Source organism: Acidocella sp. MX-AZ03, from assembly GCF_027626035.1.
Lineage (GTDB): Bacteria > Pseudomonadota > Alphaproteobacteria > Acetobacterales > Acetobacteraceae > Acidocella > Acidocella facilis.
Genome location: NZ_CP110774.1, coordinates 399814 through 425540 on the forward strand (window position 1 = coordinate 399814; position 25727 = coordinate 425540).

The 25727-nt window shown below is 66.5% G+C and carries 28 protein-coding genes and 3 pseudogenes; 13 read left to right on the plus strand and 18 right to left on the minus strand.

The window, feature by feature from the left end; genetic code table 11:
* Positions 1–62: 62 nt before the first annotated feature.
* Together GT370_RS02270 and GT370_RS02275 are read right to left on the minus strand one after the other, a co-directional pair.
* Positions 63–203, minus strand: coding sequence for a hypothetical protein (locus GT370_RS02270; protein WP_270183824.1), 141 nt, complete (start codon positions 201–203; stop codon positions 63–65).
* On the minus strand, positions 200–847 hold the full coding sequence (locus tag GT370_RS02275) for a uracil-DNA glycosylase (RefSeq protein ID WP_270183825.1): 648 nt from the start codon (positions 845–847) through the stop codon (positions 200–202). Before GT370_RS02275 ends, GT370_RS02270 begins: the two co-directional genes overlap by 4 nt.
* Before the next feature lie 112 nt (positions 848–959).
* Between GT370_RS02275 and GT370_RS02280 the strand changes: the two are divergent.
* A pseudogene (locus GT370_RS02280) lies at positions 960–2592 on the plus strand (electron transfer flavoprotein-ubiquinone oxidoreductase).
* Between the two features lie 163 nt (positions 2593–2755).
* On the opposite strand, the gene GT370_RS02285 reads toward GT370_RS02280, so the two are convergent.
* The 3 genes from GT370_RS02285 to GT370_RS02295 are packed head-to-tail and all read right to left on the minus strand — an operon-like array spanning position 2756 to position 4875.
* Positions 2756–3394 (minus strand): hypothetical protein, encoded by a 639-nt coding sequence (locus tag GT370_RS02285; protein ID WP_270183826.1) that lies wholly within the window; start codon positions 3392–3394, stop codon positions 2756–2758.
* The gene (locus GT370_RS02290) at positions 3381–4049 is read right to left on the minus strand and encodes a tetratricopeptide repeat protein (protein WP_270183827.1); all 669 of its coding nucleotides are present in this window, start codon (positions 4047–4049) and stop codon (positions 3381–3383) included. The genes GT370_RS02285 and GT370_RS02290 overlap by 14 nt, the downstream gene beginning before the upstream one ends.
* A 1-nt stretch (position 4050) precedes the next feature.
* The gene (locus GT370_RS02295) at positions 4051–4875 is read right to left on the minus strand and encodes a tetratricopeptide repeat protein (RefSeq protein ID WP_270183828.1); all 825 of its coding nucleotides are present in this window, start codon (positions 4873–4875) and stop codon (positions 4051–4053) included.
* 281 nt (positions 4876–5156) lie between these two features.
* On the opposite strand from GT370_RS02295, the gene dapB reads away from it, so the two are divergent.
* The 5 genes from dapB to trmB all read left to right on the plus strand — a co-directional run bounded on the left by dapB (position 5157) and on the right by trmB (position 9007).
* The gene (gene dapB, locus GT370_RS02300) at positions 5157–5918 is read left to right on the plus strand and encodes a 4-hydroxy-tetrahydrodipicolinate reductase (protein ID WP_039884772.1); all 762 of its coding nucleotides are present in this window, start codon (positions 5157–5159) and stop codon (positions 5916–5918) included.
* Between the two features lie 239 nt (positions 5919–6157).
* Positions 6158–7345 (plus strand): methionine adenosyltransferase, encoded by a 1188-nt coding sequence (gene metK, locus GT370_RS02305; protein WP_008493429.1) that lies wholly within the window; start codon positions 6158–6160, stop codon positions 7343–7345.
* Between the two features lie 104 nt (positions 7346–7449).
* Positions 7450–7932 carry a DMT family transporter gene (locus GT370_RS02310; protein ID WP_270183829.1) on the plus strand — a complete coding sequence of 161 codons (483 nt, stop codon included), beginning with the start codon at positions 7450–7452 and terminating at the stop codon, positions 7930–7932.
* On the plus strand, positions 7818–8336 hold the full coding sequence (locus GT370_RS02315) for a DMT family transporter (RefSeq protein ID WP_270184341.1): 519 nt from the start codon (positions 7818–7820) through the stop codon (positions 8334–8336). Before GT370_RS02310 ends, GT370_RS02315 begins: the two co-directional genes overlap by 115 nt.
* A gap of 2 nt (positions 8337–8338) precedes the next feature.
* On the plus strand, positions 8339–9007 hold the full coding sequence (trmB, locus tag GT370_RS02320) for a tRNA (guanine(46)-N(7))-methyltransferase TrmB (protein ID WP_008493427.1): 669 nt from the start codon (positions 8339–8341) through the stop codon (positions 9005–9007).
* On the opposite strand, the gene GT370_RS02325 is transcribed toward trmB, so the two are convergent.
* Positions 9004–9471, minus strand: coding sequence for a MarR family winged helix-turn-helix transcriptional regulator (locus tag GT370_RS02325; RefSeq protein ID WP_008493426.1), 468 nt, complete (start codon positions 9469–9471; stop codon positions 9004–9006). The two genes, trmB and GT370_RS02325, sit on opposite strands and share 4 nt — an antisense overlap.
* Before the next feature lie 116 nt (positions 9472–9587).
* On the opposite strand from GT370_RS02325, the gene GT370_RS21145 reads away from it, so the two are divergent.
* Entirely contained in the window at positions 9588–10064 is a 477-nt protein-coding gene (locus GT370_RS21145; RefSeq protein ID WP_442865478.1) for an alpha/beta fold hydrolase, read from the plus strand.
* The gene (locus GT370_RS21150; RefSeq protein ID WP_442865479.1) at positions 10004–10408 is read left to right on the plus strand and encodes an alpha/beta fold hydrolase; all 405 of its coding nucleotides are present in this window, start codon (positions 10004–10006) and stop codon (positions 10406–10408) included. Before GT370_RS21145 ends, GT370_RS21150 begins: the two co-directional genes overlap by 61 nt.
* A 129-nt stretch (positions 10409–10537) precedes the next feature.
* Here the strand turns inward: GT370_RS21150 and GT370_RS02335 are convergent.
* The 5 genes and pseudogenes from GT370_RS02335 to ubiE all read right to left on the minus strand — a co-directional run bounded on the left by GT370_RS02335 (position 10538) and on the right by ubiE (position 16199).
* Positions 10538–11859, minus strand: a pseudogene (locus GT370_RS02335) (ABC transporter ATP-binding protein).
* 5 nt (positions 11860–11864) lie between these two features.
* A complete protein-coding gene (locus GT370_RS02340) occupies positions 11865–13592 on the minus strand; it encodes an ABC transporter permease (protein ID WP_008493423.1) in 1728 nt (575 codons plus the stop codon).
* A 227-nt stretch (positions 13593–13819) separates the two neighbouring features.
* The gene (dut, locus tag GT370_RS02345; RefSeq protein WP_008493422.1) at positions 13820–14272 is read right to left on the minus strand and encodes a dUTP diphosphatase; all 453 of its coding nucleotides are present in this window, start codon (positions 14270–14272) and stop codon (positions 13820–13822) included.
* Positions 14269–15450: a bifunctional phosphopantothenoylcysteine decarboxylase/phosphopantothenate--cysteine ligase CoaBC gene (gene coaBC / locus GT370_RS02350; protein WP_008493420.1), complete on the minus strand. Its 1182-nt coding sequence runs from the start codon at positions 15448–15450 to the stop codon at positions 14269–14271. Before coaBC ends, dut begins: the two co-directional genes overlap by 4 nt.
* Positions 15447–16199: a bifunctional demethylmenaquinone methyltransferase/2-methoxy-6-polyprenyl-1,4-benzoquinol methylase UbiE gene (ubiE, locus tag GT370_RS02355; RefSeq protein ID WP_008493419.1), complete on the minus strand. Its 753-nt coding sequence runs from the start codon at positions 16197–16199 to the stop codon at positions 15447–15449. Before ubiE ends, coaBC begins: the two co-directional genes overlap by 4 nt.
* Before the next feature lie 26 nt (positions 16200–16225).
* On the opposite strand from ubiE, the pseudogene mutM reads away from it, so the two are divergent.
* Positions 16226–17052 (plus strand): annotated as a pseudogene (gene mutM / locus GT370_RS02360) (bifunctional DNA-formamidopyrimidine glycosylase/DNA-(apurinic or apyrimidinic site) lyase).
* Between the two features lie 109 nt (positions 17053–17161).
* Here mutM and GT370_RS02365 read toward each other — a convergent pair.
* From GT370_RS02365 to GT370_RS02385, 5 genes are all read right to left on the minus strand, one after another.
* Positions 17162–17689, minus strand: coding sequence for a GGDEF domain-containing protein (locus GT370_RS02365; RefSeq protein WP_270184342.1), 528 nt, complete (start codon positions 17687–17689; stop codon positions 17162–17164).
* A 73-nt stretch (positions 17690–17762) separates the two neighbouring features.
* Positions 17763–18134, minus strand: coding sequence for a hypothetical protein (locus GT370_RS02370; protein ID WP_270183830.1), 372 nt, complete (start codon positions 18132–18134; stop codon positions 17763–17765).
* 193 nt (positions 18135–18327) lie between these two features.
* The gene (gene bcp, locus GT370_RS02375; protein WP_039885064.1) at positions 18328–18807 is read right to left on the minus strand and encodes a thioredoxin-dependent thiol peroxidase; all 480 of its coding nucleotides are present in this window, start codon (positions 18805–18807) and stop codon (positions 18328–18330) included.
* Positions 18808–18809: 2 nt separating this feature from the next.
* A complete protein-coding gene (locus tag GT370_RS02380) occupies positions 18810–19232 on the minus strand; it encodes a hypothetical protein (protein ID WP_270183831.1) in 423 nt (140 codons plus the stop codon).
* The gene (locus GT370_RS02385; protein ID WP_270183832.1) at positions 19205–21655 is read right to left on the minus strand and encodes a bifunctional [glutamine synthetase] adenylyltransferase/[glutamine synthetase]-adenylyl-L-tyrosine phosphorylase; all 2451 of its coding nucleotides are present in this window, start codon (positions 21653–21655) and stop codon (positions 19205–19207) included. The genes GT370_RS02380 and GT370_RS02385 overlap by 28 nt, the downstream gene beginning before the upstream one ends.
* Positions 21656–21866: 211 nt before the next feature.
* Here GT370_RS02385 and GT370_RS02390 point away from each other — a divergent pair, with 211 nt between their 5' ends.
* The 4 genes from GT370_RS02390 (at position 21867) to GT370_RS02405 (ending at position 24394) form a co-directional block, all read left to right on the plus strand.
* Positions 21867–22439, plus strand: coding sequence for a hypothetical protein (locus tag GT370_RS02390; RefSeq protein WP_270183833.1), 573 nt, complete (start codon positions 21867–21869; stop codon positions 22437–22439).
* Positions 22439–22870, plus strand: a complete 432-nt coding sequence (locus GT370_RS02395; RefSeq protein ID WP_270183834.1) for a YhdP family protein — start codon at positions 22439–22441, stop codon at positions 22868–22870. The genes GT370_RS02390 and GT370_RS02395 overlap by 1 nt, the downstream gene beginning before the upstream one ends.
* Positions 22871–22982: 112 nt before the next feature.
* Positions 22983–23915: a hypothetical protein gene (locus tag GT370_RS02400; RefSeq protein ID WP_270183835.1), complete on the plus strand. Its 933-nt coding sequence runs from the start codon at positions 22983–22985 to the stop codon at positions 23913–23915.
* Positions 23840–24394, plus strand: coding sequence for an AsmA-like C-terminal domain-containing protein (locus GT370_RS02405; protein WP_270183836.1), 555 nt, complete (start codon positions 23840–23842; stop codon positions 24392–24394). The genes GT370_RS02400 and GT370_RS02405 overlap by 76 nt, the downstream gene beginning before the upstream one ends.
* Positions 24395–24396: 2 nt before the next feature.
* Here GT370_RS02405 and GT370_RS02410 read toward each other — a convergent pair whose 3' ends face one another.
* Together GT370_RS02410 and GT370_RS02415 are read right to left on the minus strand one after the other, a co-directional pair.
* The gene (locus GT370_RS02410; protein WP_008493412.1) at positions 24397–24945 is read right to left on the minus strand and encodes a nucleotide exchange factor GrpE; all 549 of its coding nucleotides are present in this window, start codon (positions 24943–24945) and stop codon (positions 24397–24399) included.
* Positions 24942–25424: a biliverdin-producing heme oxygenase gene (locus tag GT370_RS02415; RefSeq protein WP_270183837.1), complete on the minus strand. Its 483-nt coding sequence runs from the start codon at positions 25422–25424 to the stop codon at positions 24942–24944. The genes GT370_RS02410 and GT370_RS02415 overlap by 4 nt, the downstream gene beginning before the upstream one ends.
* Positions 25425–25727: the final 303 nt, after the last annotated feature.

Consider the following 25727-nt stretch of genomic DNA (forward strand, 5'->3'; position numbering starts at 1 on the left):
TGCCATACTCGCCATTGGTTTTCCAGAGATCGTTGCCAGAGCAGCTTGTTAATAAACGGGGATCAGTTATGCGTCTGAAGCTGGTCTCGCAGGCTCAGAAGGTCGTGCCAGGCGGCGCGTTTGGCGATGGGGGTGCGCAGCAGATAGGCCGGGTGATAGCTGGGCAGGAGTCGCAGCGGCGCGGGCAGGCCCTCGATGCTCACTTGCTGCCATTTGCCGCGAAGCCGGGTGATTCCGCCCTGCGCCTGGGGCCGAGCATGGCTTTCGCCGCCACCGCCCCCAGGCTGAACAGCAGAGACGGGCCGATCAGCGCGATTTGCCGGTGCAGGAAGGGCAGGCAGAGCGCGATTTCCGATTCGGTCGGGGTGCGGTTGCCCGGCGGCCGCCAGGGCACGGCGTTGATGATCCGCACCTGGGTGCGGTCCAGCCCGATCGAGCCCAGCATCTTATCCAACAGCTGCCCGGCGGCGCCGACGAAGGGCGGCCGATACGGTCCTCCTCCGCCCCCGGAGCTTCGCCGATCAGGATCAGCCGGGCATCGGGCGCGCCATCGGCGAAGACCAGCTGGGTGGCGGTCTCGCGCAGGGCGCAGCCGGCGAAGCCGCGCATCGCCGCTTCCAGCGCCTCCAGGCTGTCGCAGCCGGCGGCGAGGCGCGCGGCATCCTCCGGCCCGGCCAGCAGCGGGGCGGTGGTGGCGGGGCGCGGCGCCCGGCGCTGGGGCAGGGGGCGGGCGCGGCGGCGGGCGCGGCGGCGGGCGCGGGGCGTGGGCGCGGATCTGCGGGGCGTCCAGCAACGCCTCATCCGCCCCCCACTCCCATTGCAGCCTCAGCGCCTCAAGCAACTCCATGTCCAATTCATTATCTTGGGGACGCCTGGCCCGCCACCCTTGTCTGCCCCTTTACTCGCCGGTAGATTTTTCAGTAGACGGGCGGAACTGATTTACAAAAAAGGACGCGATCATGTCGGACGAGGCGCTGCCGCGTGAGGCTATGGAATTCGATGTGGTGGTCGTGGGGCTGGCCCTGGCGGTCTGTCCTGCGCGATCCGGCTGAAACAGCTCAACCCCGAGATGTCCGTCTGCGTCGTCGAGAAGGGCTCCGAGATCGGCGCGCATATCCTCTCCGGCGCGGTGCTGGAGCCGCGTGCGCTGAAGGAGCTGATCCCGGATGTCGATCCCGGGCTGATCCCGCTGGCGACGCCGGTGAGCGCGGATGAATTCCTGATGCTGACCCCCGACGGGCGCGCAAGCTGCCGACCCCGCCGCAGATGCATAATGAGGGCAATTACATCGTCTCGCTCGGCAATGTGGTGCGCTGGCTGGGGCAGCAGGCCGAGGAGCTGGGGGTGGAAATCTATCCCGGTTTCGCCGCCGCCGAGACGCTGATCGAGAATGGCCGCGTCGTCGGTGTCGCCACTGGGGATATGGGCATCGGCAAGGATGGTGAGCCGACTGACAATTATGCCCGCGGCATGGAGCTGCGCGCCACCTACACGGTTTTCGCCGAGGGCTGCCGCGGCTCGCTGAGCAAACAGCTTGAGAAAAGCTTCAATCTTCGCGAGGGCGTGGACCCGCAGACCTACGGGCTGGGGATCAAGGAATTGTGGGAGGTGAAGCCGGAAAAATTCCGCAAGGGCCTGACCCGGCATTCCATCGGCTGGCCGCTGGACAATGCCACCTATGGCGGCTCCTTCCTCTATCATTTTGGTGAGAATCTGGTCGCGGTCGGGTTTGTCATTGGGCTGGACTACAAGAATCCCTATCTCTCGCCCTTCCAGGAATTCCAGCGCTTCAAGACACATCCGGCGATCGCGCCGACCTTTGAAGGCGCCAAGCGGATTTCCTATGGCGCGCGCGCGATCAATGAAGGCGGCTTCCAGTCGCTGCCGAAGCTGGCGTTCCCCGGCGGGGTGATGATCGGCTGTGCGGCGGGGACGCTGAATGTGCCGAAGATCAAGGGAACGCATACGGCGATGAAATCCGGCATGGTCGCGGCGGAAGCGATCGTGGAAGCCTTCGCGGCGGACAAGCCGGATACGCTGAGCGCCTACCCGCAGAAGCTGGAGGCGAGCTGGGTCTGGCCGGAGCTGCACCAGGTGCGCAATATCCGCCCGGGTTTCGCCAAGTTCGGGCTGTATGGCGGGCTGATCAATGCGGCGCTGGAAACCTATGTGTTCAAGGGCAAGGCGCCCTGGACGCTGAAGAACCATGCCGATTACAGCCAGCTGAAAAAGGCCAAGGATTGCACGCCGATCGACTACCCCAAGCCCGATGGCAAGCTGACCTTCGATCGTCTTTCCTCGGTGTTTCTCTCCAACACCAATCATGAGGAAAACCAGCCGGCGCATCTGACCCTGCTGGATCCGGCGAAGGCGATCAGCGTCAATTACAATGAATATGCCAGCCCGGAGACGCGTTATTGCCCGGCGGGGGTGTATGAGATCGTCGGCGTGGAGGCGAATGCGCCGCAGCTGCAGATCAACGCGCAGAACTGCGTGCATTGCAAAACCTGCGACATCAAGGACCCGACCCAGAATATCAACTGGGTGGTGCCGGAAGGCGCGGGCGGGCCGAATTATCCGGGCGGCATGTAAGCCAAGGCGTTTGGCGCCGCCTCGCCTGGATCAGGATCGCGGCGAGACATGGGGGCGACGGCGAAGGCGCCATCGCCCCCCACTTATACCTGCAGTTTTTTCCTTGCGGGCAATTTCAAATGCCTGATTTGAACCTTCCAGTGCAGATCAGGCGAAGATTGCTTTACCGCAAAATCTCGGTGCCGGGTGCGAGTTCTGGCATCGCGCCGCTGGACGACATCACCGGGGCAGGGGCGTGCTTTTCTGGCCTGGCATGTGGTCTGGCACGCGGCGCGGCACGGTGCGTCACCCGATGCGCCACCTGCTGACGATGATGCTCCGGCTTATGCACGGTTTTCGGCTTGGCCGGGGCGGCGGGGGGTGCCACCGGCTCCGCCACCTCGGTCGCGGCCGGCCGGGCCCAGGGCAGGCTGCCGGCCGGGAAGCGGGCGACGGCCGGGGTGATGACCGGTGTTTCCGGCGCGGCGGCGGGCGCCTGGTTGATGGTGGCGCTGGGCGCCTGGGCGATTGAGGCGCTGGGCGCGTGGGTGATTGAGGCGCTGGGCGCCTGGGCGATGATCGTCGCCGGCGGGTTCGGCGCGGCGGGGCGGAGCGGGCGCGGCGCTGGCGCGGGAACGGGCAGCGCCACGGTCTGCGGCACCGGCGCCGTCTGCGGGGATATCTGCGGCGGCGCGGCGGGGGCCAGGGCGGCGGTCTGGTCGGCCGGTGCCAGGCTGGCCTGGCCGGTCGGGGCGTTCAGCAATTGCTGATAGGCGGCAACCGCGCTTCGCGCTTGATCCGGCGAGAGATCATTGGCCAGCACCTGCCGCGCCTCCTCCGCGCGGCCGCTGCCGACCAAAGCCAGCGCGTAATCGGCGCGGATTTTCGGGTGGCGTTATCGGAGATCGCCAGCGGCCCCAGATATTGCAGCGCATCGGCGCTGTTGCCGGACAGCGCCAGCGCCATGCCGAGATTGACCTCGGTGGCGATGTTCCCGGGGCGAGCAGCAGCGCCTGCTGCAACGGCGCCACCGCCCCGGCGGCATTGCCGCTCAGCGCCCGGGCCACACCGAGATCGCTCTGCGCGTTGGCATTTTGCGGGTCATCCGCCACCGCGGCGGCGAAGGCGCGCTCCGCCTCCGGCGCGTTGCGGCGGATCAGGCAGCGTCCGATCCCGGTCTGGGCTTCGGAGGAATGCGGGTTCTGCCCCAGCGCCAGCCTGTAAGCGGCGATGGAATCCTCGCAGCGATCCATCGCATAATAGGCCGCGCCCTCGTGATAGAGTGCCTGCTCATCGTGCGGGTTCTGCGCCAGGGTGGATTGCGCGATTTTCAGCGCCATCTGCGGGTTGCCGCCGGCGATGGCGGCATCGGCGACGTTGAGCGTGTCATTGCCTGGGGCGAACTGGCTGGTCTGCCGCGGCGTCGCACAGGCGCCAAGCATCAGGCAGGAAGCGGCGGCCAGGCCCAGGCGCAGCAAATTAGGGCGCCGTGGCGAGCAGCAACCAGTAGGCAGATTTCTGTGCATCGCGTTTCACTCCGCTCCCCGTCGAGAGAGCCTGGCTCAGGCTGAACTGGGCTTGCTTGTTGCCTTGCGCGGCGGCGCGCTGCCACCAATAGGCGGCCTTGCCGGGATTGGCCGGCACCCCGGCGCCATAGGCATAGGCGTTGCCGAGCGCGTCCTGGGCGTCGGCATTGTTGCGTTCGGCGGCTTTCTGCCACCATTGTGCGGCCAGAACATCGCTCTGCGGCACGCCATAGCCATGGGCGTAGTAATTGCCGAGATTGAACTGCGCCTTCACATTGCCCTGCTGCGCGGCTTCGGTGAAATATTGCGCCGCCTTGGTGTAATCCTGCTTCACGCCCAGCCCGGCATTGTAATTATAGCCCAGGCTGTTCTGCGCCTCGGCATTGCCGGCATCGGCGGCCTTGGCGAACCATTCGCTGGCCTTGGCATCGTCCTTGGGCACGCCGGTGCCGTTGGTATAGGCGTTGCCGAGTGCCAGCGCGGCATCGGGATTGCCCTGATTGGCGGCCTTGGCGAACCAGTAATCGGCGGCCTGGGCATCGGCAGCCACGCCGGTGCCAGTCTGGTACATCACCGCCAGGCGATATTGCGCATCCTCATTGCCCAGAGGTGCGGCGCGGCCATACCAGCTGGCGGCGGTGGCGTAATCCTGCGGCACGCCATGGCCGGTGTAATAGGCATCGCCCATCGCGGCCAGCGCGTCGGCGGAGCCGGCGGCGTTGGAGGGCGAGGCGTTCGGGTTCGGGGCCGGCGGCACGATGGCGGTGGCGTCGGGCACAGGCTGCGGCGCGGCGGCCACCGGGGTGGGGCGGGCGGCTGGGCAGGCGGCACGGCACAGGCGGAGAGGCCAAAAAAGGCCAGGAATGCTGCGCTAGCCGGGATTGGTCTCGTCTTCGAACCCATTCTTGGAAACTCTCCCGGCGTCATTCGTAAAAGCCTGAATTTAAGCGACAATGTTTGTTCTATCCGAAACCGCCAGCATTCGACAATCTTAGGGCGCAACAAATCTGCGTGTTTCCCGCGATTTTTATTTGGGCGGGAACCGGCTATGCAAACGCCATGAGCATACGCATTGGCATCGCCGGTATTTCCGGCCGCATGGGGATCTATCTGGCGCAGGAGGCCGCTGCCGCCGCCACCCTCTCCGGTGGCACCAGCCGCTCCGGCATGGCCCCGCCGGGCGCCTCGCATTTCGCCGACATCACCGCGCTGGCGCGGGAGTCGGACGTGGTGATCGATTTCACCCATGCCAGCACGGTGCAGGACCACGCCAAGGCCCTGGCGCAGACCGAGACCCCCTGGGTGCTGGGCACCACCGGCTACAATCAGGCGGACGAGGCGGCGATCGCGGCGGCGGCGAAGACGATCCCGGTGATCGCCGCCGCGAATTTCTGCACCGGCGTCAATCTGCTGCTGCTGCTGGCGGAAAAGCTCGGCCATGCGCTGCCCGCCAGCCAGTATGACGCCGAGATCCTCGAGATGCATCACCGCCAGAAGGTGGATGCGCCCTCCGGCACGGCCCTGGCCATCGGCCATGCGGTGGCGGCCGGGCGCGGCGTGGCGCTGGCGGATGTCATCGTCTCCGGCCGCGATGGCCATACCGGCCCGCGCCAGGATGGTGAGATCGGCTTCGCGACCTTGCGCGGCGGCCAGATCATCGGCTCGCACACGCTGAGCTTCACCGCCGGGGATGAGCAGATCAGCCTCACCCACCATGCCTTCGACCGCAAGGTCTTCGCCTCCGGCGCGGTGCGTGCGGCGCTCTGGGTGCATGCGCAGCCGGCAGGGCTGTATGGCATGAAGGATTTCTTGAAACTTTAGACAGTTTAGCCAAAGGCCGGAATTTTCTCCGGCGGCCGGGGTTTTTCAAAAATCCCGCCCGCTTTTCCGGGTTTTGCGAAATCGCCGCGCACATGCGGTGCGGGCGGATGGCGCGATGCGGCAAAAGCGCCGAGGGCAGCGCCGGCACGGCATATTGACCCCAGCCGCCCGATGCGCCATCCGGACCCCGCCGTTGCCGACTGACCGGTCTGCAACACCAAGTCATACGGGGGTTTTACATGCGCGATCGCGGAGAGTTTCTGTTCACCTCTGAGTCCGTGTCCGAGGGTCATCCGGACAAGGTTGCCGACCGGATTTCCGATACCGTCGTTGACGCCTATCTGGCGGCCGACCCTTACGCGCGCGTGGCCTGCGAAACGCTGGTGACCACCAACCGCATCATCCTGGCCGGCGAAGTGCGCGGGCCGGACAATATCACCAAGGAATATCTGGCCCATCTCGCCCGCCTGGCGGTGCATGATATCGGCTATGACCAGGAGGGGTTCTCCTGGAAGAATGCCGAGATCTCCGTGCATCTGCACGCCCAGTCCGCGCATATCGCGGTTGGCGTGGATGCCGCCGGCAACAAGGATGAGGGGGCGGGCGACCAGGGCATCATGTTCGGCTATGCCAGCTCCGAGACCAAGGCGCTGATGCCGGCCCCGATCTATTACTCCCACCTGATCCTGCGCCGCATCTCCGAGCTGCGCCGCGCCGCCGACAGCCAGGTGAAGGGCCTGCTGCCGGATGCCAAGAGCCAGGTGACGCTGAAATATGTGGACGGCAAGCCGGTGGGCGCCACCTCCGTGGTTGTCTCCATCCAGCATGAGCCGGGCTACAGCCCGGAGATGGTCAAGGAGATGCTCCGCCCGATCGTCAAGGCCGCGCTGCCTGAGGGCTGGATGCCGGAGGAGAAGGAATTCTACGTCAACCCGACCGGCATCTTCGAGATCGGCGGTCCGGATGGCGATTGCGGCCTGACCGGGCGCAAGATCATCGTCGACACCTATGGCGGCGCGGCCCCGCATGGCGGCGGCGCCTTCTCCGGCAAGGACCCGACGAAGGTTGACCGCTCCGCCGCTTACGTCTCGCGCTATCTGGCGAAGAACGTGGTCGCCGCGGGCCTGGCTGAGCGCTGCACGCTGCAGCTCTCCTACGCCATCGGCGTGTCGCAGCCGCTGTCGCTCTATGTCGATCTGCACGGCACCGGCAAGGATGTCGACGAGGACAAGGTGGCGAAGACCCTGCGCGAGCTGGTCAACCTGACCCCGCGCGGCATCCGCGAGCATCTGCAGCTCAACCGCCCGATCTATGTGCCGACCTCCGCCTTCGGCCATTTCGGCCGGACCCCGGATGACGAGCTGGGCACCTTCACCTGGGAGAAGACCGACCTGGTGCCGGCGCTGAAGAGCGCCTTCGGGCGGTAAGGAAGGGTTTAAGGGAAGAATGGGGGCTTTTTGAAAAAAGCCCCCATACCCCCAAAAACTTTTGCGACTTTTGGCCTGGGGCTTGTCCCCGGGCCGTTTGCTTTTTGAGGCTCCATGAACCCGAAGACGCCCCGCCGGGCTGGCTGCGCGCCGCACCGTTCCTGTTCCTGATGCTGTGGTCGGCCGGGTTTCCGGTCTCCAAGACCGGCATCCAGTACGCCGCCCCCTTCACCTTCCTGGCGGTGCGTTATGCGCTGGCGCTGGCGGTGCTGGTGCCGGTCGCGCTCTGGCTGCGCCCGGCGCTGCCCAAACGGCGCATCGCCCTGCTGCATGTGGCGGTGGTCGGGTTCTGCATCCAGACCATCTATTTCGGCATGTGCTACGCCGCCTTCGCGCGCGGCACCTCGGCCGGGGTGGTGGCGCTGGTGGTCTCGCTGCAGCCGCTGCTGGTCGGCGTGCTCGCCCCTTGCTGGTGCGCGAGCGCATCGGCGCCAAGGGCTGGGCCGGGCTGGGGCTGGGCTTCTGCGGCGCCGCCATCACCATTCTCGGCTATGGCGAAACCGGGCATATTTCGCCGCTGGGGGTGATCTTCTCCATCGGCGCGCTGCTCGGCATGGTGGCGGCCACCCTCTATGAGAAGCGCTTTTCCACCGGCATGCATCCGGTGGCGGCGAATATCGTGCAATATGTGGTCGGCCTGGTCACCACGCTGCCTTTCGCGCTGCTGCATTTCAGCCTGCATCTCACCACGCCCTTCATCGCCAGCATGGCCTATCTGGTCATCGGCAATTCGCTGATCGCGATCTCGCTCTATATCGCCATGCTGCGCTTTGGTGCCGCCTCGCAGGTTTCGGCCCTGTTCTATCTGGTGCCGCCGGTCTCCGGGCTGATGGCCTGGGGGCTGCTGGGCGAGGCGATGCCGGCCTTGGCCTGGGTGGGCATGGCGGTGGCGGGGCTTGGCGTGGCGCTCGTGCGCAGGCAAAGAGCCTGACCATGACCGCCCTGAAACCCCAACCCGACCGGCTCTATGGCCGCGCCCACGGCAAGAAGCTGCGCCCCCGCCAGGAATGGCTGCTGGAGCATTTCCTGCCGCAAACCGCCTGGCCCGCCGCGCCCTTTTCCATCACCCCGCGCGAGATCTGGCTGGAAGTCGGTTTCGGCGGCGGCGAGCATGCTTATGAGCTGGCCTGTGCCAATCCGGAGGTCGGCTATATCGCCGCCGAAGTCTTCGATAACGGCATTTGCTCGCTGCTCTCGCGCATCGCCCCGGATGGGGCGGGCGATCCCACCCCGCTGCCCAATCTGCGGCTCTATACCGAGGATGCCCGCCCGCTGCTGCGCGGCTTCGAGGATGGCGCGCTTTCCAAGCTGTTCCTGATGTTCCCTGACCCCTGGCCGAAGGCCCGCCACGCCAAGCGCCGCTTCGTGCATCCGGACATGGTGCTTGAAATTGCCCGGGCGCTGCGCCAGGGCGGGGAATGGCGCATCGCCTCCGACGATCCGACCTATCAGGGCTGGACGGACGAGGTGCTGGCCGGGCAGGAGCTGTTCACGGTCAGCCGGGTGGATATCCACCCCGAAGGCTGGCCGCATACGCGCTACAAGGAAAAGGCCATCGCCGCTGGGCGCAAGCCGGTCTACTGGTCCTTGATCAAACGCTAATCGCCGCCGGCGGCTGTTTGCAGCCGCTTGGTCAGCGCCAGGATCTGCTCGCGCAAGGCCCCCAGCTCCTCCAGACTCATCCCCGTCGCCTGCAAAATGCAGGCGGGGATGGTTTGCGCTTTTTGCCGCAGCTTATCGCCGGCCGGGGTCAGCTTCACCCGCACCACGCGCTCATCCTTGGTATCGCGATGGCGTGAGAGCAGCCCATCCGCCTCCAGCCGCTTCAAGAGCGGGGTGAGGGTGCTGGATTCCAGCGACAGGCGCTGGCTGAGCTGGCCGACGGTCTGGTCGTCCTCCCCCCATAACAGCGTCATCGCCAGATATTGCGGATAGGTCAGGCCGATCTCGGCCAGAAGCGGCTTATAGGCGCGGCTGAAGGCATGCTCGGCCGCGTAGATCGAGAAGCAGAGAAAATCATCGAGACGGGCGCTGAAGCCCGGTTGGCCTTGTTGTCCACCGTCCATGGCGGGATCTCCAAAAAAACTTCGCCGATTATATCGTGCACGATTGACTTGTGAAATAGCGCCTGATAAATAGTCGTGTACGATTTAATCGTGACGTATAAAACGGAGATACTTAAATGAGCATGATCACCGCCAAAGATGGCACGCAGATTTTCTACAAGGATTGGGGCAAGGGGCAGCCGGTGGTGTTCAGCCATGGCTGGCCGCTGAGTGCCGATGCCTGGGATGCGCAGATGAATTTCCTGGGCGAGCGCGGCTACCGCGTGATCGCGCATGACCGGCGTGGCCATGGCCGTTCCGAACAGACCTGGACCGGCAATGACATGGACACCTATGCCGACGACCTGGCGGCGCTGACCGCGGCGCTGGATCTGCAGGAGGCCATCCATGTCGGCCATTCCACTGGCGGCGGTGAGGTGGCGCGCTATATCGGCCGGCATGGCACCAAGCGGGTGGCCAAGGCCGTGCTGCTCGGCGCGGTGCCGCCGGTGATGCTGAAGGGCGCGGCCAATCCCGAGGGGTGCCGATGGAGGTGTTCGACGGCATCCGCGCCGGCGTGCGCCGCGACCGCTCACAATTCTTCAAGGATCTGACCATCCCGTTCTACAACGCCAACCGCGAGGGCGCGCAGGTTTCGCAAGGCGTGCGCGAGGCGTTCTGGCTGGCGGGGATGCAGGGCGGGATCAAGGCGCTGCTCGATTGCATCAAGCAATTCTCCGAGACGGATTTCACCGAGGATCTGAAGGCGATCGACGTGCCGACGCTGATCGCGCATGGCGATGACGACCAGATCGTGCCGATCGGCAATTCCGCGCTGCGCAGCGTGAATTTTGTCAAAGGCGCGGAGCTGAAGATCTATGCCGGCGGCAGCCATGGGCTGGCGCAGATCCAGGCGGAGGCTTTCAACGAAGATTTGCTGAAATTTATTCAAAAATAAAAAGTTTTTGGGGTGTGGCCCTTTTTTCAAAAAGGGCCACGAAAATTCTGGGTGTTGGTAACGAGGCTGCCAAAACCCCAAACGTTTTTCGACGCTTTTTGAAAAAAGCGGTACCAAAAACTTTTGCTCTTAATCCTCGGTTTCTTCTTCGTCCTCTTCCTCAAGGCCGAATTGCTGCGCCTCTTCGTCATATTCGAAGATTTCCGCGTAACGGCCCAGGAAATCACCGTGCGCAGCGTCTCTTCCGCATATTCCGGAGACATGTGATCCTCCAGCTGGTCGCGGAAGCGCACCGCGGCGGCGCGGTGGTTGGAGCGCTGGTCGATCACCCCGCGGATCGCGCCGATCAGCGGCACATGCGTGCGCAGCGCCTCGGCGAAGATCTCCTTGCGGTCCTCCGTCTCCGCATCGGCGAAGCGCCGGCCGGTTTCGGTGATGATGATGTCGCCTTCCTCCAGCTCCGCGAAACCCAGCATGCTCAGCGTCTCGCCCAGCGGCAGCAGCTCATCGACCTCGAACTGCAAGGCGGCGGCCAGGGCGGGAAGATCGGCGCGGCCATTATAAGGCTCGCTCTTCAGCGTCTCCAGCAGACCGGCGATGAGGTTGGTGCCCACCGGATGCAGCACATGCGCGAACGGGTTGGGTGCGGCGGCGGTGGCGGTGTGCACTTCCGGCGCCTTGCGGCGGGTCATGATGCCGTAAATATCGTCCACCATCTCGCGGAAGGCGGGGTCGAAGCGGTTGCGCGGATGCGCGAAGGGCACTTTCAGCTCATGCGCGACGCGGCCCGGATTGGAGGAGAACACCAGGATGCGGTCCGCCATCAGCACCGCCTCCTCGATATTATGCGTCACGATCAAAATGGATTTCACCGGCAGCTTGCCGTCCATCCAGAGATCGATGAGGTCGGTGCGCAGCGTCTCGGCGGTCAGCACGTCCAGCGCCGAGAAGGGCTCATCCATCAGCAGCAGATCGGGATGCACGACCAGGGCGCGGGCCAGGCCGACGCGCTGGCGCATGCCGCCCGAGAGCTCCTTCGGATAGGCGCCGTCATAGCCGCCCAGCCCGATCAGATCGATCGCCTCTTCGGAGCGCTCCTCGCGGTCATCCTTCTTCACCCGCAGCGCTTCTAGCCCCAGCTCGACATTTTCCTGCACGGTCAGCCAGGGGAACAAAGCAAAGCTCTGGAACACCATGGCGACACCGGGGGCGGGGCCGGTGAGCGGCTTGCCGCGCCAGTTCACCTCGCCGGAGGTCGGCTTCAACAGTCCGGCGACGATGCGCAGCAGCGTCGATTTGCCCGAGCCGGAACGGCCCAGCAGCGCCACGATCTCGCCTTCATGCAGGGTGAGATCGACATTATCCAGCACCACCAGATCGGCGCTGGCCTCCTTATGGTAGGCCTGCCGGCAATTGCGCACGGAGACGAGCGGGATGTTGGTCTGGTCCATGGCGTTTACCCCAGCGTGGTGCGGCGGACGGCGTACGCGTAAAGCGGCCGCCAGAGGATGCGGTTGAAGAGAATGACGAAGCAGGACATCACCACCACGCCGAGCACGACGCGCGGCGTGTCGCCATTATTGGTGGCCTGGGCGATATAGGCGCCCAGCCCATGGGCGGTGAGGGTGTGGGTGCCCCAGCTCGCCACCTCGGCGACGATGGAGGCATTCCAGGCGCCGCCGGAGGCGGTGATCGCCCCGGTGATGTAATAAGGCAGGATGCCCGGGATCATCACCTTGCGCCACCAGAGCAGGCCGTGAATGTTGAAATTGGCCACAGCCTCCTTCATGTCTCCTGGAAAGGCGGCGGCACCGGCGATGACGTTGAACAGCAGATACCATTGCGTGCCGATCAGCATCAAAGGTGTGAGCCAGATATCAGCGTTCAGATGGAACATCACGATGAACAGCACGAAGGGCGGGAACAGCAGATTGGCCGGGAAGGCGGCGAGGAACTGCGCCACCGGCTGGGCGATGCGCGTCGCCTTCGGCCGCAACCCGAGCCACACGCCGATCGGCACCCAGACCAGCGAGGCGATCGCCATCAGCACCGCGACGCGGATGGCGGTATAGATGCCCATCAGCAGCGCCGTGCCGAGATCGCGCCAATGCAGCGTGCCGGAGACATAGGCGACGATCTGCCAGGCGGCATAGACCGCGATGGCGGCGATCAGCAGATACCAGATGCCGTCGACGATGCGCGAAGGCTCGCTGGTTTCATCCACCTGGCCGGGCTGGCGCAGAGAGAGGCGCAGCCGGAACACCCGCCCGAAGGCCCCGCCGATCACCTCGCCGATGGCCCGGAACAAAGCAGTGCGGCGCAGCAGCTTCAGCATCCAGGGCTCAGGGCCGGAGACGGCGGCCGTGGTCTCGAAGCGGAACTTGCCGGACCAGGCCACCAGTGGGCGGAAGATCAGCTGGTCATACAGCAAAATCACCACCAGCATGGCGATGATGGCGTAGATGATCGCGTGCAGATCCTCCTTCGCCAGCGCCACCGCCACATAGGAGCCGATGCCGGGCAGGGTGAACTGGGTGTTGCCGACCGTCACCGCCTCGGACGCGACGACGAAGAACCAGCCGCCGGACATTGACAGCATGGTGTTCCAGACCAGCCCGGGCATGGCGAACGGCACGTCCAGCTTCCAGAAACGCTGCCAGGGGGAGAGGCGGAAGGAGCGCGAGGCTTCCTGCAGATCCGCCGGCAGGGTGGTCAGGGACTGGTAGAAGCTGAAGGCCATGTTCCAGGCCTGGCTGGTGAAGATCACGAACACCGAGGCCAGCTCCGCCCCCATCACCTGGCCGGGGAAGAGATGCAGGAAGAACACGGTGGTGAAGGTGAGGAAGCCCAGGATCGGCACGGACTGCAGAATATCCAGGATCGGGATCAGCACCTGGCCGGCGCGGCGGGATTTCGCCGCCAGCGTGGCGTAGGTGAAGGTGAAGACCAGCGAGAAGAACAGAGCCGCGAACATGCGCGCGGTGGAGCGCAGCGCGTAATAAGGCAGCCAGGCCGGGTCGAGATGGATCGGCGTGTTCTGGATCTGCGCGATCGGGGTGGCGATGGTGCTGCGCCCGACCTCGACCAGCGCGATCAGCAGCCCCATGACCATCAGCATGGCCGCGCCGTCGAAGCGGTTCGGCATGCGATGCCCAGCCAGGGCAGGAGGGGTGTAATTCTTCATCGGGCCGCCTGGCTTCGGTTTAAGAGGAGTTAAGCCCCCTTAGCCATGCGGCGGCACTTTGTCACCTATGGAAAGCATTGCGCTTTGGTGACAAGCCGCAGGCCCCACAAGAGCAAAAGTTTTTGGGGGTGTGGGGGTGTTTTTTCAAAAACATCCCCACGTGTTTTCGACCCTTTTTTGCAAAAGAGGGTCGAGCCCCAAAAATTTTTTGCAACTTTATCTTGGGGTTATTTGGTTCCTGTGGAGCCGAAGCCGCCAGCGCCGCGGGCGGTTTCGTCCAGCTCCGCCACTTCCGCCCACGCCACGCGCACCACCGGCGCCAGCACCGCCTGGGCGATGCGCATGCCGCGCGTCACCTCAAAGGCCGCATCGCCCATGTTCAGCACGATGACACCGACCTCACCGCGATAATCCTCATCGATGGTGCCGGGGCTGTTCGGCAAGGTGATGCCGTTCTTCAAAGCCAGGCCGGAGCGCGGGCGGATCTGCAGCTCATAGCCGGGCGGCAAAGCGATGCTGAAGCCGGTGGGGATCAAAGCGCGCCCGCCCGGCGGAATGCTCACCGGCGCGCTCACCGCCGCCTGCAGATCCATGCCCGCCGCCCCCTTGGTGGCATAGGCGGGCAGTTCCAGCCCCTCGCCATGGGCGAGGCGCTTGATGCTCACGGTCACTTCATTCATTCGAAATGGGCTCCAATCTTCGCGGCGAGTTTTTCAGCGACCGCCTGTTTGTTCATCCTGGCCCAGGGCTCTGCGCCGTCTGCGGTCAGCAGCAGCACCTCGTTCTCGTCCCCGCCCATGATGCCGGTGCCGCCGACATTATTCGCCACCAGCCAGTCGCAGCCCTTGCGGGCGCGCTTGGCGGCGGCATGTTCGGCCAGCCTCTCCGTCTCCGCCGCGAAGCCGATGACGAGCTTCGGGCGGGTGGGCGAGGGGGCGGACAGCCCGGCGAGAATATCCGGGTTTTCGGTGAGGCTCAGCGCGGTGGCACCCGAGCCGTCCTTTTTCAGTTTTTGCTCCGCCTCGGTCTGCGGCCGCCAATCGCCGACGGCGGCCGCGCACACGGCGATATCCGCCGGCAAAGCAGCCTGCACAGCCGCCTGCATCTGCCGGGCGGTTTCCACCTTCACCAGCTCCACCCCGAACGGGTCCGGCAGCGCCACCGGGCCGGAGATCAGCGTCACCCGCGCCCCCAACGCCACCAGCGCCTGGGCAATGGCATGGCCCTGCTTGCCGGAGGAGCGGTTGGCGATATAGCGCACCGGGTCGATCGGCTCATGGGTCGGGCCGGAGGTGACGATGGCGTGCTTGCCCTTCAACGGGCCGTCCTGCAGCGCCGCCAGAATGCCAGCGAGGATCACCGGCGGCTCGGCCAGCCGGCCGGGACCGTATTCGCCGCAGGCCATCGGACCCTCATCGGGCGCCACCACCAGCACGCCGCGCGCTTTCAGCGTCGCGATGTTGGTTTCGGTGGCCGGGTGCTGCCACATGCGCACATTCATCGCCGGGGCGACGAGCACGCGCTTATCCGTGGCGAGCAGCAGCGTGCTGGCCAGATCATCCGCCAGCCCGGCGGTCATTTTGGCGAGGATATCCGCACTGGCCGGGGCCACCACCACCAGATCGGCGGCGCGGGAGAGCTCGATATGGCCCATCTCGCTGTCATCGGTCAGCGAAAACAGATCCTGATAAATCTTCTCGCCGGTCAGCGCCTGCAAGGAAAGCGGGGTGACAAACTCAGCCCCCGCCTTGGTCAGCACCGCCGTCACCCCCAGCCCGGCCTTGCTGGCCAGCCGCACCAGCTCCAGCGTCTTATAGGCGGCAATCCCGCCTGAGACGATGAGCAGGATGCGTTTCACAGCTTCCAGCCAGCATGGATGGCGGCGATGCCGCCCGAGAGGTTGCGGTAGGTGACGCGCTCAAACCCCGCCGCCTCGAACATGCGCTTCAGCTCCTCCTGCTTGGGGAACATGCGGATGCTCTCGGCCAGATATTGGTAGCTGGCACTATCCTTGGCGATGATGCCGCCGATTTTCGGCAGCGCCTGGAAGGACCAGGCATCATAGAGCTTCTCCAGCCCGGCGATCTGCAGCTGGGAGAATTCCAGCACCATGAAGCGCCCGCCCGGCCGCAGCAGGCGCTGCGCCTCGGCGATCACCTTGTCCTTGTTGGTGCAGTTGCGCAGGCCAAAGGCCATGGAGATTCGGTCAAAGCTCGAATCCGGCAGCTTGATCGCCTCGGCATCGGTCACCAGGAATTCGATATCGGCCAGATGGCCGTTGGCGGTGGCGCGGTCACGCCCGACATTGAGCATCGATTCGTTGATGTCCGACATCACCACCGGCCCGCCGCCGCGCTTGAGCCAGCCAAAGGTGATGTCCCCGGTGCCCGCCGCCAGGTCCAGCAGCTTGTGATAGGGGCGCGGGTCCAGGGCGGTGAGGAATTCGCGCTTCCAGAGCCGGTGGATGCCAAGCGACATCAGATCATTCATGATGTCGTATTTGCCCGCCACGGAATCGAACACTTCACGCACCAGCGTGCTCTTCTCCTCGCGCGGGACGGAGCGGAAACCGAAATCGGCGATGTCGTCGGCATTGTTCTGGGTCATGAGCGCCTATATAGCCTCGTTTTGCCATGCCGGAACTCCCCGAGGTCGAAACCGTGATGCGCGGTCTGGACGGTCATCTGACCGGACGGCGCATTTCCCACGCCATTCTGCGCCGCGCCGATATACGCTGGCCGGTGCCGCCAGAGCTGCCGCGCCTGCTCACCGGGGCGCTGGTGCTGGGCTTCCGGCGGCGGGGCAAGTTCATGCTGATGCGCCTCGATAATGGCTGGTCGGTGCTGATCCATCTCGGCATGTCCGGCCGGATGCTGCTGGACAGGCAGGAGGCGCTGCATGAGCATCTGACCATCGAGACGGAAGCGGGCGGGCGCGTCGGCTTTGTCGATCCGCGCCGCTTCGGGGCGCTGGATCTGGTGCGCACAGCGGATGAGGACAGCCACAGGCTGCTGGCCGGAATGGGGCCGGAGCCGCTGGGCAATGAATTCTCCGGGCCTACATGGCCGGGCTGGCCAAGGGCCGCAGCGCGCCGATCAAGGCGTTTCTGCTGGACCAGAAAGTGGTGGCGGGCATCGGCAATATCTACGCCAGCGAGGCTTTGTTCCGCGCCGGCATCTCCCCCACCCGCGCGGCGGGCAAGATTTCCCGGCCGCGTATGGACAAGCTGGCCGAGCAGGTGCGGGCGACGCTGATTGAGGCGATTGCCGCCGGCGGCTCATCCTTGCGCGATTATGTGCAGCCGAGCGGCGAGCTTGGCTATTTCCAGCATGGCTGGAAGGTCTATGGCCGTGCCGGCGAGCCCTGCGAACACTGCCCCGGCCTGCCGGCCTGCGGCGGCATCAGCCAGATCACCCAATCCGGCCGCTCTACCTTCTACTGTGCCAAAACCCAGCGCTGAGGCGGCTAGAGCGTATTCCATTCCCGTTGGTGCAGGGAATACGCTCTAGCTTTTTGTGCGAGCGATCAACTTTATCCGATCAAACGAGTCCGTTTGATCGGATGTTGCTCTACAACCGGGCCGAGCCTGACGGGTCGTCCGGGTTGAGCTTGCCGACCAGCACCCGGTTTCGCCCCGCCGCCTTGGCGCGGTAGAGCCCGTTATCCGCGGCCATCATCAAGGCCTGGGCGCCGGAGGCGGGGTCCAGCCGGGAGACGCCGAGGGAGATGGTCAGCCGGCCATAGGTGAAGCCGGTACCGGCGATGGTGGCGCGCAGCCGCTCGGCCACCACCAGCGCATCCGCCAGATTGGTCGCGGGCAGCAGCACCGCGAATTCCTCCCCGCCATAGCGGGCCAGGAAATCATAAGGCCGCAGCCCGGCTTGCAAGATGCGCGCCACCTCCTGCAAGGTGGTATCCCCGGCCTGGTGGCCGAACTCATCATTCACCGCCTTGAAATGGTCGATATCCAACAGCAGCAGGCAAAGCGGATCCCCGGTGCGCCCGGCGCGGGCGATTTCCATGTCCAGGCGCTTATCCAGCGCGCGGCGGTTGGGGTGGCGGTGAGAAAATCCGTGACCGCCTGCTGCGCCAGCCAGCCATTGGCCTGCGACAGCCCCAGCAAGGTGCGGCGCAGCTCCAGCTGCTCGACGATTTGCGCGGCCAGCAGCTTCAGCGCCCGGCTTTGCCGGGGGGCAGCTTCAACGGCTGCCGGTCCGCCAGCAGGATGGCCCCCAGCACCTCGCCATCCGGGGCGCAAAGCGGCAGCGCCGCCTGCAATTTCAGCTTCATCGGCGCGAACAGCTGCGCGGCCCCGTCCACCGCTAAGCCGGTCAGGATTTCGCCTGGCTGGTGCAGCGAAATATCGTAGAGCGGGGTGGCGGGGGGCTGCAACCGGCACCCCGCGCCGCGCCGCGCCCAGCGCCCTTTGATCCATTGATCCTCGGCGGTGAAGAAACAGATCAGCGCCGCCGCGCACTCACCGATATAGCCGGCCAGGCAGGCCAGCTCGTCAAACGCCGGATCGGGCGTGTCGTCGCTCAAGCCATATTGCGCCAGAATCGTGGCGCGGGATCCAGCCGTGCCGAGGCGCTGTCCCGCAGCTCAGGCGGCTGGCGAATCTGCGTTGTCGCTACCATCATTCCACAACCTTGTTTGTTGCGAAATCAGGATGGGTTGCGAGATTGAATGAATGGTAAATTTCCGCGTTCGATACGCGGAAATTTACTATTTTTGGTCATTTCAGCGCCTGCACCGCCGCCAGAACAGCCTCGGCATGCCCGTCCACCTTCACCTTCGGCCAGATCCTGGCGATTTTGCCCGCCGAATCGACCAGCACGGTCGAGCGTTCGATGCCCATATAGGTTTTGCCGTACATGGATTTCTCCTGCCAGGCGCCATAGGCCTCGATCACGCTGCCCTCCGGGTCCGAGGCGAGGGGGAATTCCAGCTTATATTTGGCGGCGAATTTCTCCAGCGCCTTCATGCTGTCCTTGGAGATTCCGATGATGGTCACGCCGAGCCTGGAGAAATCCGGCAGCCCGCTCTGGAAGGCGCAGGCCTCCTTGGTGCAGCCGGGCGTGTCGGCGCGGGGGTAGAAATAGAGCAGGAAGGGCTGGCCCTTCAGCCCATCGCGCGAAACAGTTCGGCCATTGGTGGCGGGCAGGGTGAAATCCGGCGCGTCTTGGCCTTCGGCCAAGCTTGTCATCAGGCTCATCATCAGGCTCCTTCGGTGAATGTCTGGGTGAAAATCTGGTGTGCCTGGGCGGCGGCTTCGCGCATGCCCGCCTGCAACGCCGCGAGATCGGCAAAGAATGTGGCGCGCAGCAGCGGCTCCAGCATGGCGCCGGGCGGGGCGGCGGCGCTCAGCGGCAGGCCGGTGATGCGGTTGATACCCTGGATCGTTCGCCACAGCCGGTCCGCCGCGATCAGCGCCTCGGCGTCGCTCTGCCGCAGCAGCCCGGCGGCGGCCAGCCCTTTCAGCGCCGCCTCGGTATTGGGCTGGAACAAAGCCGGCTCGCTGCCGCCATGGATCAGCTGCAGCGCCTGGGCGATGAAGCCGACCTCCATCATCCCGCCGGGAATGGCGCGCACATCAAAGGGCCCGCGCGGCTTCATCTCGGCGGCCAGCCGCGCCTGCATCGCGGCGGTATCGGCCAGAATGCGCGCCCGCGGCTCCGGCCGGCAGAGTGCCCCAGCACCGCCTCGCGCACTGTGGCGGCGAAGCCCGGCGTGGCCGCCATCACCCGCGCCCGGGTGAGGGCCAGGCGCTCCCAGGTCCAGCTCTCCTTGGCGTGATAGCTGCGGAAGGACGCCAGCGAGACCGCGACCGGCCCGGCATTGCCCGAGGGGCGCAGCCGCATATCCACATGATAGACCGGCCCGCCCGGCCCCTGCGCCGTCAACGCCGCCACAAAAGCCTGGGAGAGGCGCGAGAACCATTGCGTCGGCGGGATCGCCATCGGGGCGTGATCATAGATCAGCATCAGATCGAGATCGGAGCCCGCCAGCATCTCCCCGGCACCGGCCTTGCCCAGCGCCAGCACCGCCACCTTGGCGCCGCGCGGGGCGGGCTGGCGCTGCTTCTGCGCGGCGATGACCAAGGGCAGCAGCTGCGAGAGCGCGGCCTCCGCCAAAGCGCTGCGGGTGCGCCCGGCCTCATTCGCGTCCAGCCGGCCTTCCAATGTCGCCACCGAGAGGTGGAATTCCTCCTGCCGGACGAAGCGCCGCGTGGCGGCGGCGGCCTGTTCCAGATCCTCCGCCTCGGCCAGCAGCCGGCGCAGCACCGGGCGCGGCGCGGCAAAGCGGGCTTCCGGGGCGAGCAGCCCGTCCAGCGCCTGCGGGTCCTCGGTGAGATAGTCCGAGAGCGCCGGGGCGGCGCCGAGCACGGCGGCCAGGCGCTTGAGCAGGCCAGGATTGCGGGTGAACAAAGAGAGCAGCTGCACCCCGGCGCGCTGGCGGCTCAGCAGCGTGTCGAACTGGGCGAAGGCCTTGTCCGGCTCCGGCTGCGCGCCCAGGGCTGCCAGCAGCGGGGCGACCAGCCCGTCCAGCAGCTCGCGCGCCCGTGGCGAGCGCAAGGCCGGCATATCGCCCGAGCCCCAGTCGCGCAGCCGGGCGGCGATATGCTTGATATCCTTGAAGCCCAGCGCCTCCAGCCGGGCGGTGAAGGCGGGCGCCGGCGCTCCCTCGGGGCCGGGATTCAGCCCGTCCTGCAGGGCCTGGGTGCCGGCATCGAAGAAATCCAGGAAATGCGCATGCACGCGGGCGAGCAGCTTGGGGAAACTCTGCCGGAAGCGCGGCGCCGCCAGGAAGATGCAGAACGCCTCCAGCCCGGCCTCGCTGGCGGGCAGCGCATGGGTCTGGCGGTCCGCCACCATTTGCAGCCGGTGCTCGACCCGCCGCAGCTCCCGGTAATCCGCCGCCAGCTGCCTGGCCGCGCGCTCCGGCAGATGGCCGGCCCGGGCCATGGCGGGCAGCGCCTCCAAGGTCGCCGGGATGCGCAAGGCCGGGTCCTGCCCGCCCCAGACCAGCCCCAGCGTCTGCACGATGAACTCGATCTCGCGGATGCCGCCCTGGCCCAGCTTCACATCGAAGCCGCGCAAGCCCTCGGCCGGGTGCTGCGCGTCGATCTGGCGCTTCATCTCGTGAATATCCGAGATCGCCGCGAAATCCAGATATTTGCGCCAGATGAAGGGGCGGATGGCGGCCAGAAATTGCTGCCCCAGCGCCAGATCCCCGGCGACGGGCCGCGCTTTGGAGAAGGCGGCGCGCTCCCAGGTGCGGCCATGGCTCTCGTAATAAGAGAGGGCGGTGGCCAGGGCGACGACCGGCGGCGTCGCCCCTGGGTCGGGCCGCAGCCGCAGATCGACCCGGAAGACATAGCCCTCGGCATCGCGCGCCGCGAGCAAAGCGGTGAGGTCGCGCGCCAGCCGCGCCATCATCGGCTGCGAGTCCTCGCCATAGACCGGGCTTTCCGGATCGTAGAGCAGCACCAGATCGATGTCGGAGGAGTAATTCAGCTCCCGCGCGCCGAGCTTGCCCAGCGCCAGCGCGACGAAGCCGCTGCCCTGGTCCGGTGCCGCCGGGTCGGGCAGGGCGATCTCTTCCGCCGCGTGCAGCTCGTACAAAAGATGCCGGATGGCGGCGCGCAAGGCGGTCTCGGCGAGGTCCGAGAGCGCCGCGGTGACCTGCTCCAGCGTCCAGAGCCCGCCCAGATCCGCGATGGCGATGCTCAGCGCCATCTGCCTTTTGGCCCGGCGCAGCGCGTCGCTGAGCTGGGCGCGGGGCAGATCCGGCGGCAATGAAGCCAGCCCGGCCAGCACCGCTTTCGCCTGCGGGGTGGGGCCAGCTTCCAGGCAGGCGCAGAGCGTCGCGGATTCACGGCAGGCGAGCTCGGCCAGGAAGGGCGCGTTGCCGCCCAGCGCCGCCAGCAGCGCCGCCCCCGAGTCGCTCCGCGCCAGCTTGGCCTCGCGCGGGCCAAGGGCCGCGAAATCCGCGCGCAGCCGCGCCGCCGCCGCTTGATCGGCCGGTTTGGGGAAGGATGGCTTGTGAAGATCGCCGGGCATCTGGCAAGCAGAACAGGATGAAGTTCCGCAGAGGTCAAGCGGCCTGGATTATCATAGAGGCGATCCACCAGCTCGGCCGCATCGTCGCGCTGGTTGTGCTGCTGGCGCTGGCCTTGTTCGGGCTGTTGGGGTTCCGGCTGGCGCAGGGCCGCTGGAGATCCCGCAAATCGCCTCGCGCATCGCCACGCGGCTCTCCGGCGAAGGGGTTGAGGTGCGTATCGGCACCGCCGAGCTGGCCTGGGCCGGCTATCACAAAGGCGGGGCGGTGCCGCTGGTGCTGCGTCTGGCGGATATCAAGGTGGGCAGCGATTCAGGCGGGGCGCTGGCGGATATTCCCGCGGCCGATCTGACCCTGCCGGTGGCGGATCTGTTCGGCGGGCGCGACCCGATCGCGCTGAACGGCGCCGGCGCCACCTTCCCCGGCGGCAATGTCCCGGTCTCCTGGCATGCGGATCTCTGGCCCGGGCGCGGCTTCACCCTCTCCCACGGGGCGGTGCATGCGCGCATCGGCGCCGGGCGGATCGGCACCGGGGTGAACAGGGTGGCGCTCAGCGATGCCAGCTTTACCCTCGCGGTCTTGCCCGATGGCGCGGTGCAGGTGAGCGACGGCGTGGCCCAGCTCGCCCCGCAAGGCCAGAGCGCGCCGCGCCTGTACTTCAGCTTCCGCGCGCACCGCGATGGGCTCTGGCTCGGCCGGCTCAACGTAGCGCTGGACAGCGTGCAGGCCCAGGATCTGGCGGCCTACTGGCCGCCGATCGCCGCCCGGATGCGCGGGTCTGGGTGATGCGAAACATCACCGCCGGCAGCGCCCATGACGCGCAATTCAGCATCGACATGGCCGCCCATGGCGATCTCTCGCATTTCAAAATCGAGAACGTGCAGGGCGGGTTTCAGGCCAGCGATCTGACCCTGCATTTCCTGCCCGGCGCGGTGCCGCTGGAGCATCTGGACGGTGTGTTCACCATGCCGGGGATGGATACCATCCTCATCGATGCCGGCGGCGGCGCGGCCGGCGGGGTCGGGCTGCAAAGCGGCAGCATGGTGATCACCGATCTCACGGCCAAGGATCAGTTCGGCTTCCTCAGTCTGAATCTGGCGGGGCCGGTGCAGAACGTGCTTGGCATTCTGGGGCGCCGCCGCTCAACCTGCTCGCCCACACCCCGCCTGACATCAAGGGCGCCACCGGCACGCTCGCCGGCACGCTGGCGGCGATGATCCCGCTGGCCAAGAATGTCACCGCGCGGGATGTGCAGATCAACGTCGCCACCCAGCTCAGCGACGTGAAAATGGCCACCCCATTCCCGGCATCTACTTTACCGATGGCGCGGTGAGGATCGCCACCGATGGCGAGACGCTGCGGGCGGACGCCACGGCGCAGCTCGCCGGCGCCCCGGCCAGCCTGACGCTGACCCAGGATGTCTCCAAGCCGGACGGGGCGGAGACGCTGGATCTGCAGGGCGAGGCCGGGCCCGCCCTCTGGCACGCTTTCGGGCTGGATACGCCGAGTGGCTTCACCTCCGCCACGCAAGGCAGCGCGCCCTTCCGCTTCAGCCTCAGCGGCCCGGCGGATGGCACCCAGGAGGCGGCGCTGGAGGCCGACCTTACCCGCATCGGCCTGGCTTTGCCCTTGCTCGGCTGGGTCAAGCAGCCCGGCGGGGCGGGGCGGCTGGCGGCGCGTTTCAGCCTGGAGAATGGTGATCTCGGCGCGATTCAGGATTTTATGATGGAAGCGCCGGGGCTGTTCGTGCGCGGCCACAGCCAGGGGCGGGTGTTCACCCTGACCCAGGCGGATATCGGCCGGTCGCAGGCGCAAGGCAGCGTGATTGCGCCCGCCCGCCCCGGCCAGCCCTGGCAAATCGAGGCCAGCGGCGAGACGCTGGATCTGCGCCACGGCGCCGACGCGCAGACGCAGCCCGACCAGCCCGCCCCGGCGGCACCGCCGCAACCCGCGCCCTCCGGCCCGCTCTGGCAGGCCAGGCTCGCCTTCCAGCATCTTTATATCACCAAGCCGCCGGCACCGGGTCTGCGGAATGTCAGCCTCACCGCCAGCGGCCAGGGGCAGGATCTGTCGCAGGCCAGCGCCAGTGCCGATGGGATGAGCGCGCAGATCACCCCGCTCGCCGGCCCGCGCCGCGCCCTGGCCCTGCAGGGCCAGGATGCCGGGGCGCTGCTGCGCGTGTTGGGGTGTATGACGGCATGCAGGGCGGCGCGCTGGATCTGCGGGCGCAATTCGGCGGCGGCCCGGCGCAGGGCACGCTGAAGCTGGCCCAGGCCCGGCTGGTGAATGCGCCGGGCTTCATCAAGCTGATGCAGGCGGCGACCTTATATGGGGTGGCGGAGGCGATGTCTGGCCCGGGGCTGCTGATCGACCACGCGACCATCCCCTTCACCCTGGAGGGCGGCGTGCTGCGGCTGAACGGGGCGGATGCCTATTCGGAATCGCTGGGCTTCACCGCCAGCGGCAGCGTGGACGGCAATACCGGCATTTGCGATCTGCAGACCACGATCGTGCCCGCCTACGCGCTCAACGCGCTGCCGGGGAAAATCCCGGTTCTGGGGCATCTGTTCTCGGCGGAGAAGGGCGGCGGCTTGTTCGCCGTTCGCGCCCATGTGCAGGGGAAGATGAGCAACCCGCAGATCCATGTGAATCCGCTCTCCGCGCTCACGCCTGGATTCCTGCGGGGTGTGTTCGGGCTGGGGAGTGGTGCGCCGCCGGCCACGAAGCCGGCGGCGCCGTAGATTCAGCCCTGCGCCGGGGCCTTGGAGACCACGACCATCGCCGGGCGCAGCAGGCGGCCATTCAGCAGCCAGGTCTGGCTCCAGGCCTGCAGCACGGTGCCTGCCGGATGGTCCGCACTTTCCTGCTCGGCCATCGCTTGGTGCAGATTGGCGTCGAACACCGCGCCGGTCGGGTCGGTGCGGGTGATGCCGTTGCGCTCCAGAATGCCGGCGAAAGCGCGCTCGATGCCCTCGAAGCCATCACGCATCTTGGTGATCAGCTCCGGCTCGTCCTCGGTCTTCTTCGGCAGGCTGTCGATGCCGCGCTTCAGATTCTCCGCCGCCTCGACCACGTCGCGGGCGAATTTCTGCACGGCATAGAGCCGCGCATCCTCGACCTCGCGTTTGGTGCGGGCGCGCAGATTGGCCATTTCCGCCTCGGCGCGCAGCCATTTGTCGCGCATCTCGGAAAGCTCCTGCTCCAGCTGCGCGATGCGCTGATCAGGGGCTTCCAGCAGCGCCTCGTCCTGCGGGGCGGCATCCTCATGCATGATCTTGTCTTCTTCGCTCATGGCCCGGAATTAGGGGATTCTCGGCCGCCAAACAAGGAGGGCGCAACGCGCCGCTCATGCCGGATCGAGGGTTTGATGCTGGGGCCGCGCAAGCCCTGGCATCGCGGCGGTGAAATGCGCAAACGCCGCCAAGGCCCGGCCGCGCACTCCTGCTCCTCGGCCGGGCTGAAACTCTGGGCGTTCAGCCGCGCGACAAAGCCGCGCCAATGCCGGGCGCGCTGCGCCTGCAAGGCCAGATGCCGTGCGCCGTGCGCGCCATCGAACCCCAGCGCCTGGGCCCAGCCGCGCAGCTGCAAAGCGCCGAGATTGGAGCCCTGCAGCACATAAAGACAGCCCCAGCCGCTGCCGCGCGCAAAGCCCACGGGCGGCGTGGCGCCAAGCGGCGCGGTGCCGAGATCCGCGAGGTCCGCCTCCAGCGACGCTGTCAACTCATACGCATCGGCCGGAAGCAGGCGCAGCGGCGCCAGTGCTGCTTCCAACGCGCGGCGGGCCTGATGAGTGATCTGCAGATAACGCGCATACAGAACAGGCGTGGCGAAAAAGCCGGCCCGCGCATCGCCTCGTCCAGCCTGGCATGCGCCGGCGCGGTCAAGGCGCTGAGCGCGGCGCGCCGGTCCCGCGGCGCTTTATGTGGTAAAGCCATGTCCGCCGATATGGGGGTGAAGCGCTCAGCGCCAATCCGCAATGTCATTTTTACAACCGTCCGCGCCGGTCCTGATCCGCGGGCATCCTCTCGGGCGGGGCGGCCATTCCCTCTCGTCTTGGCCGCGAAATCGGCGTAT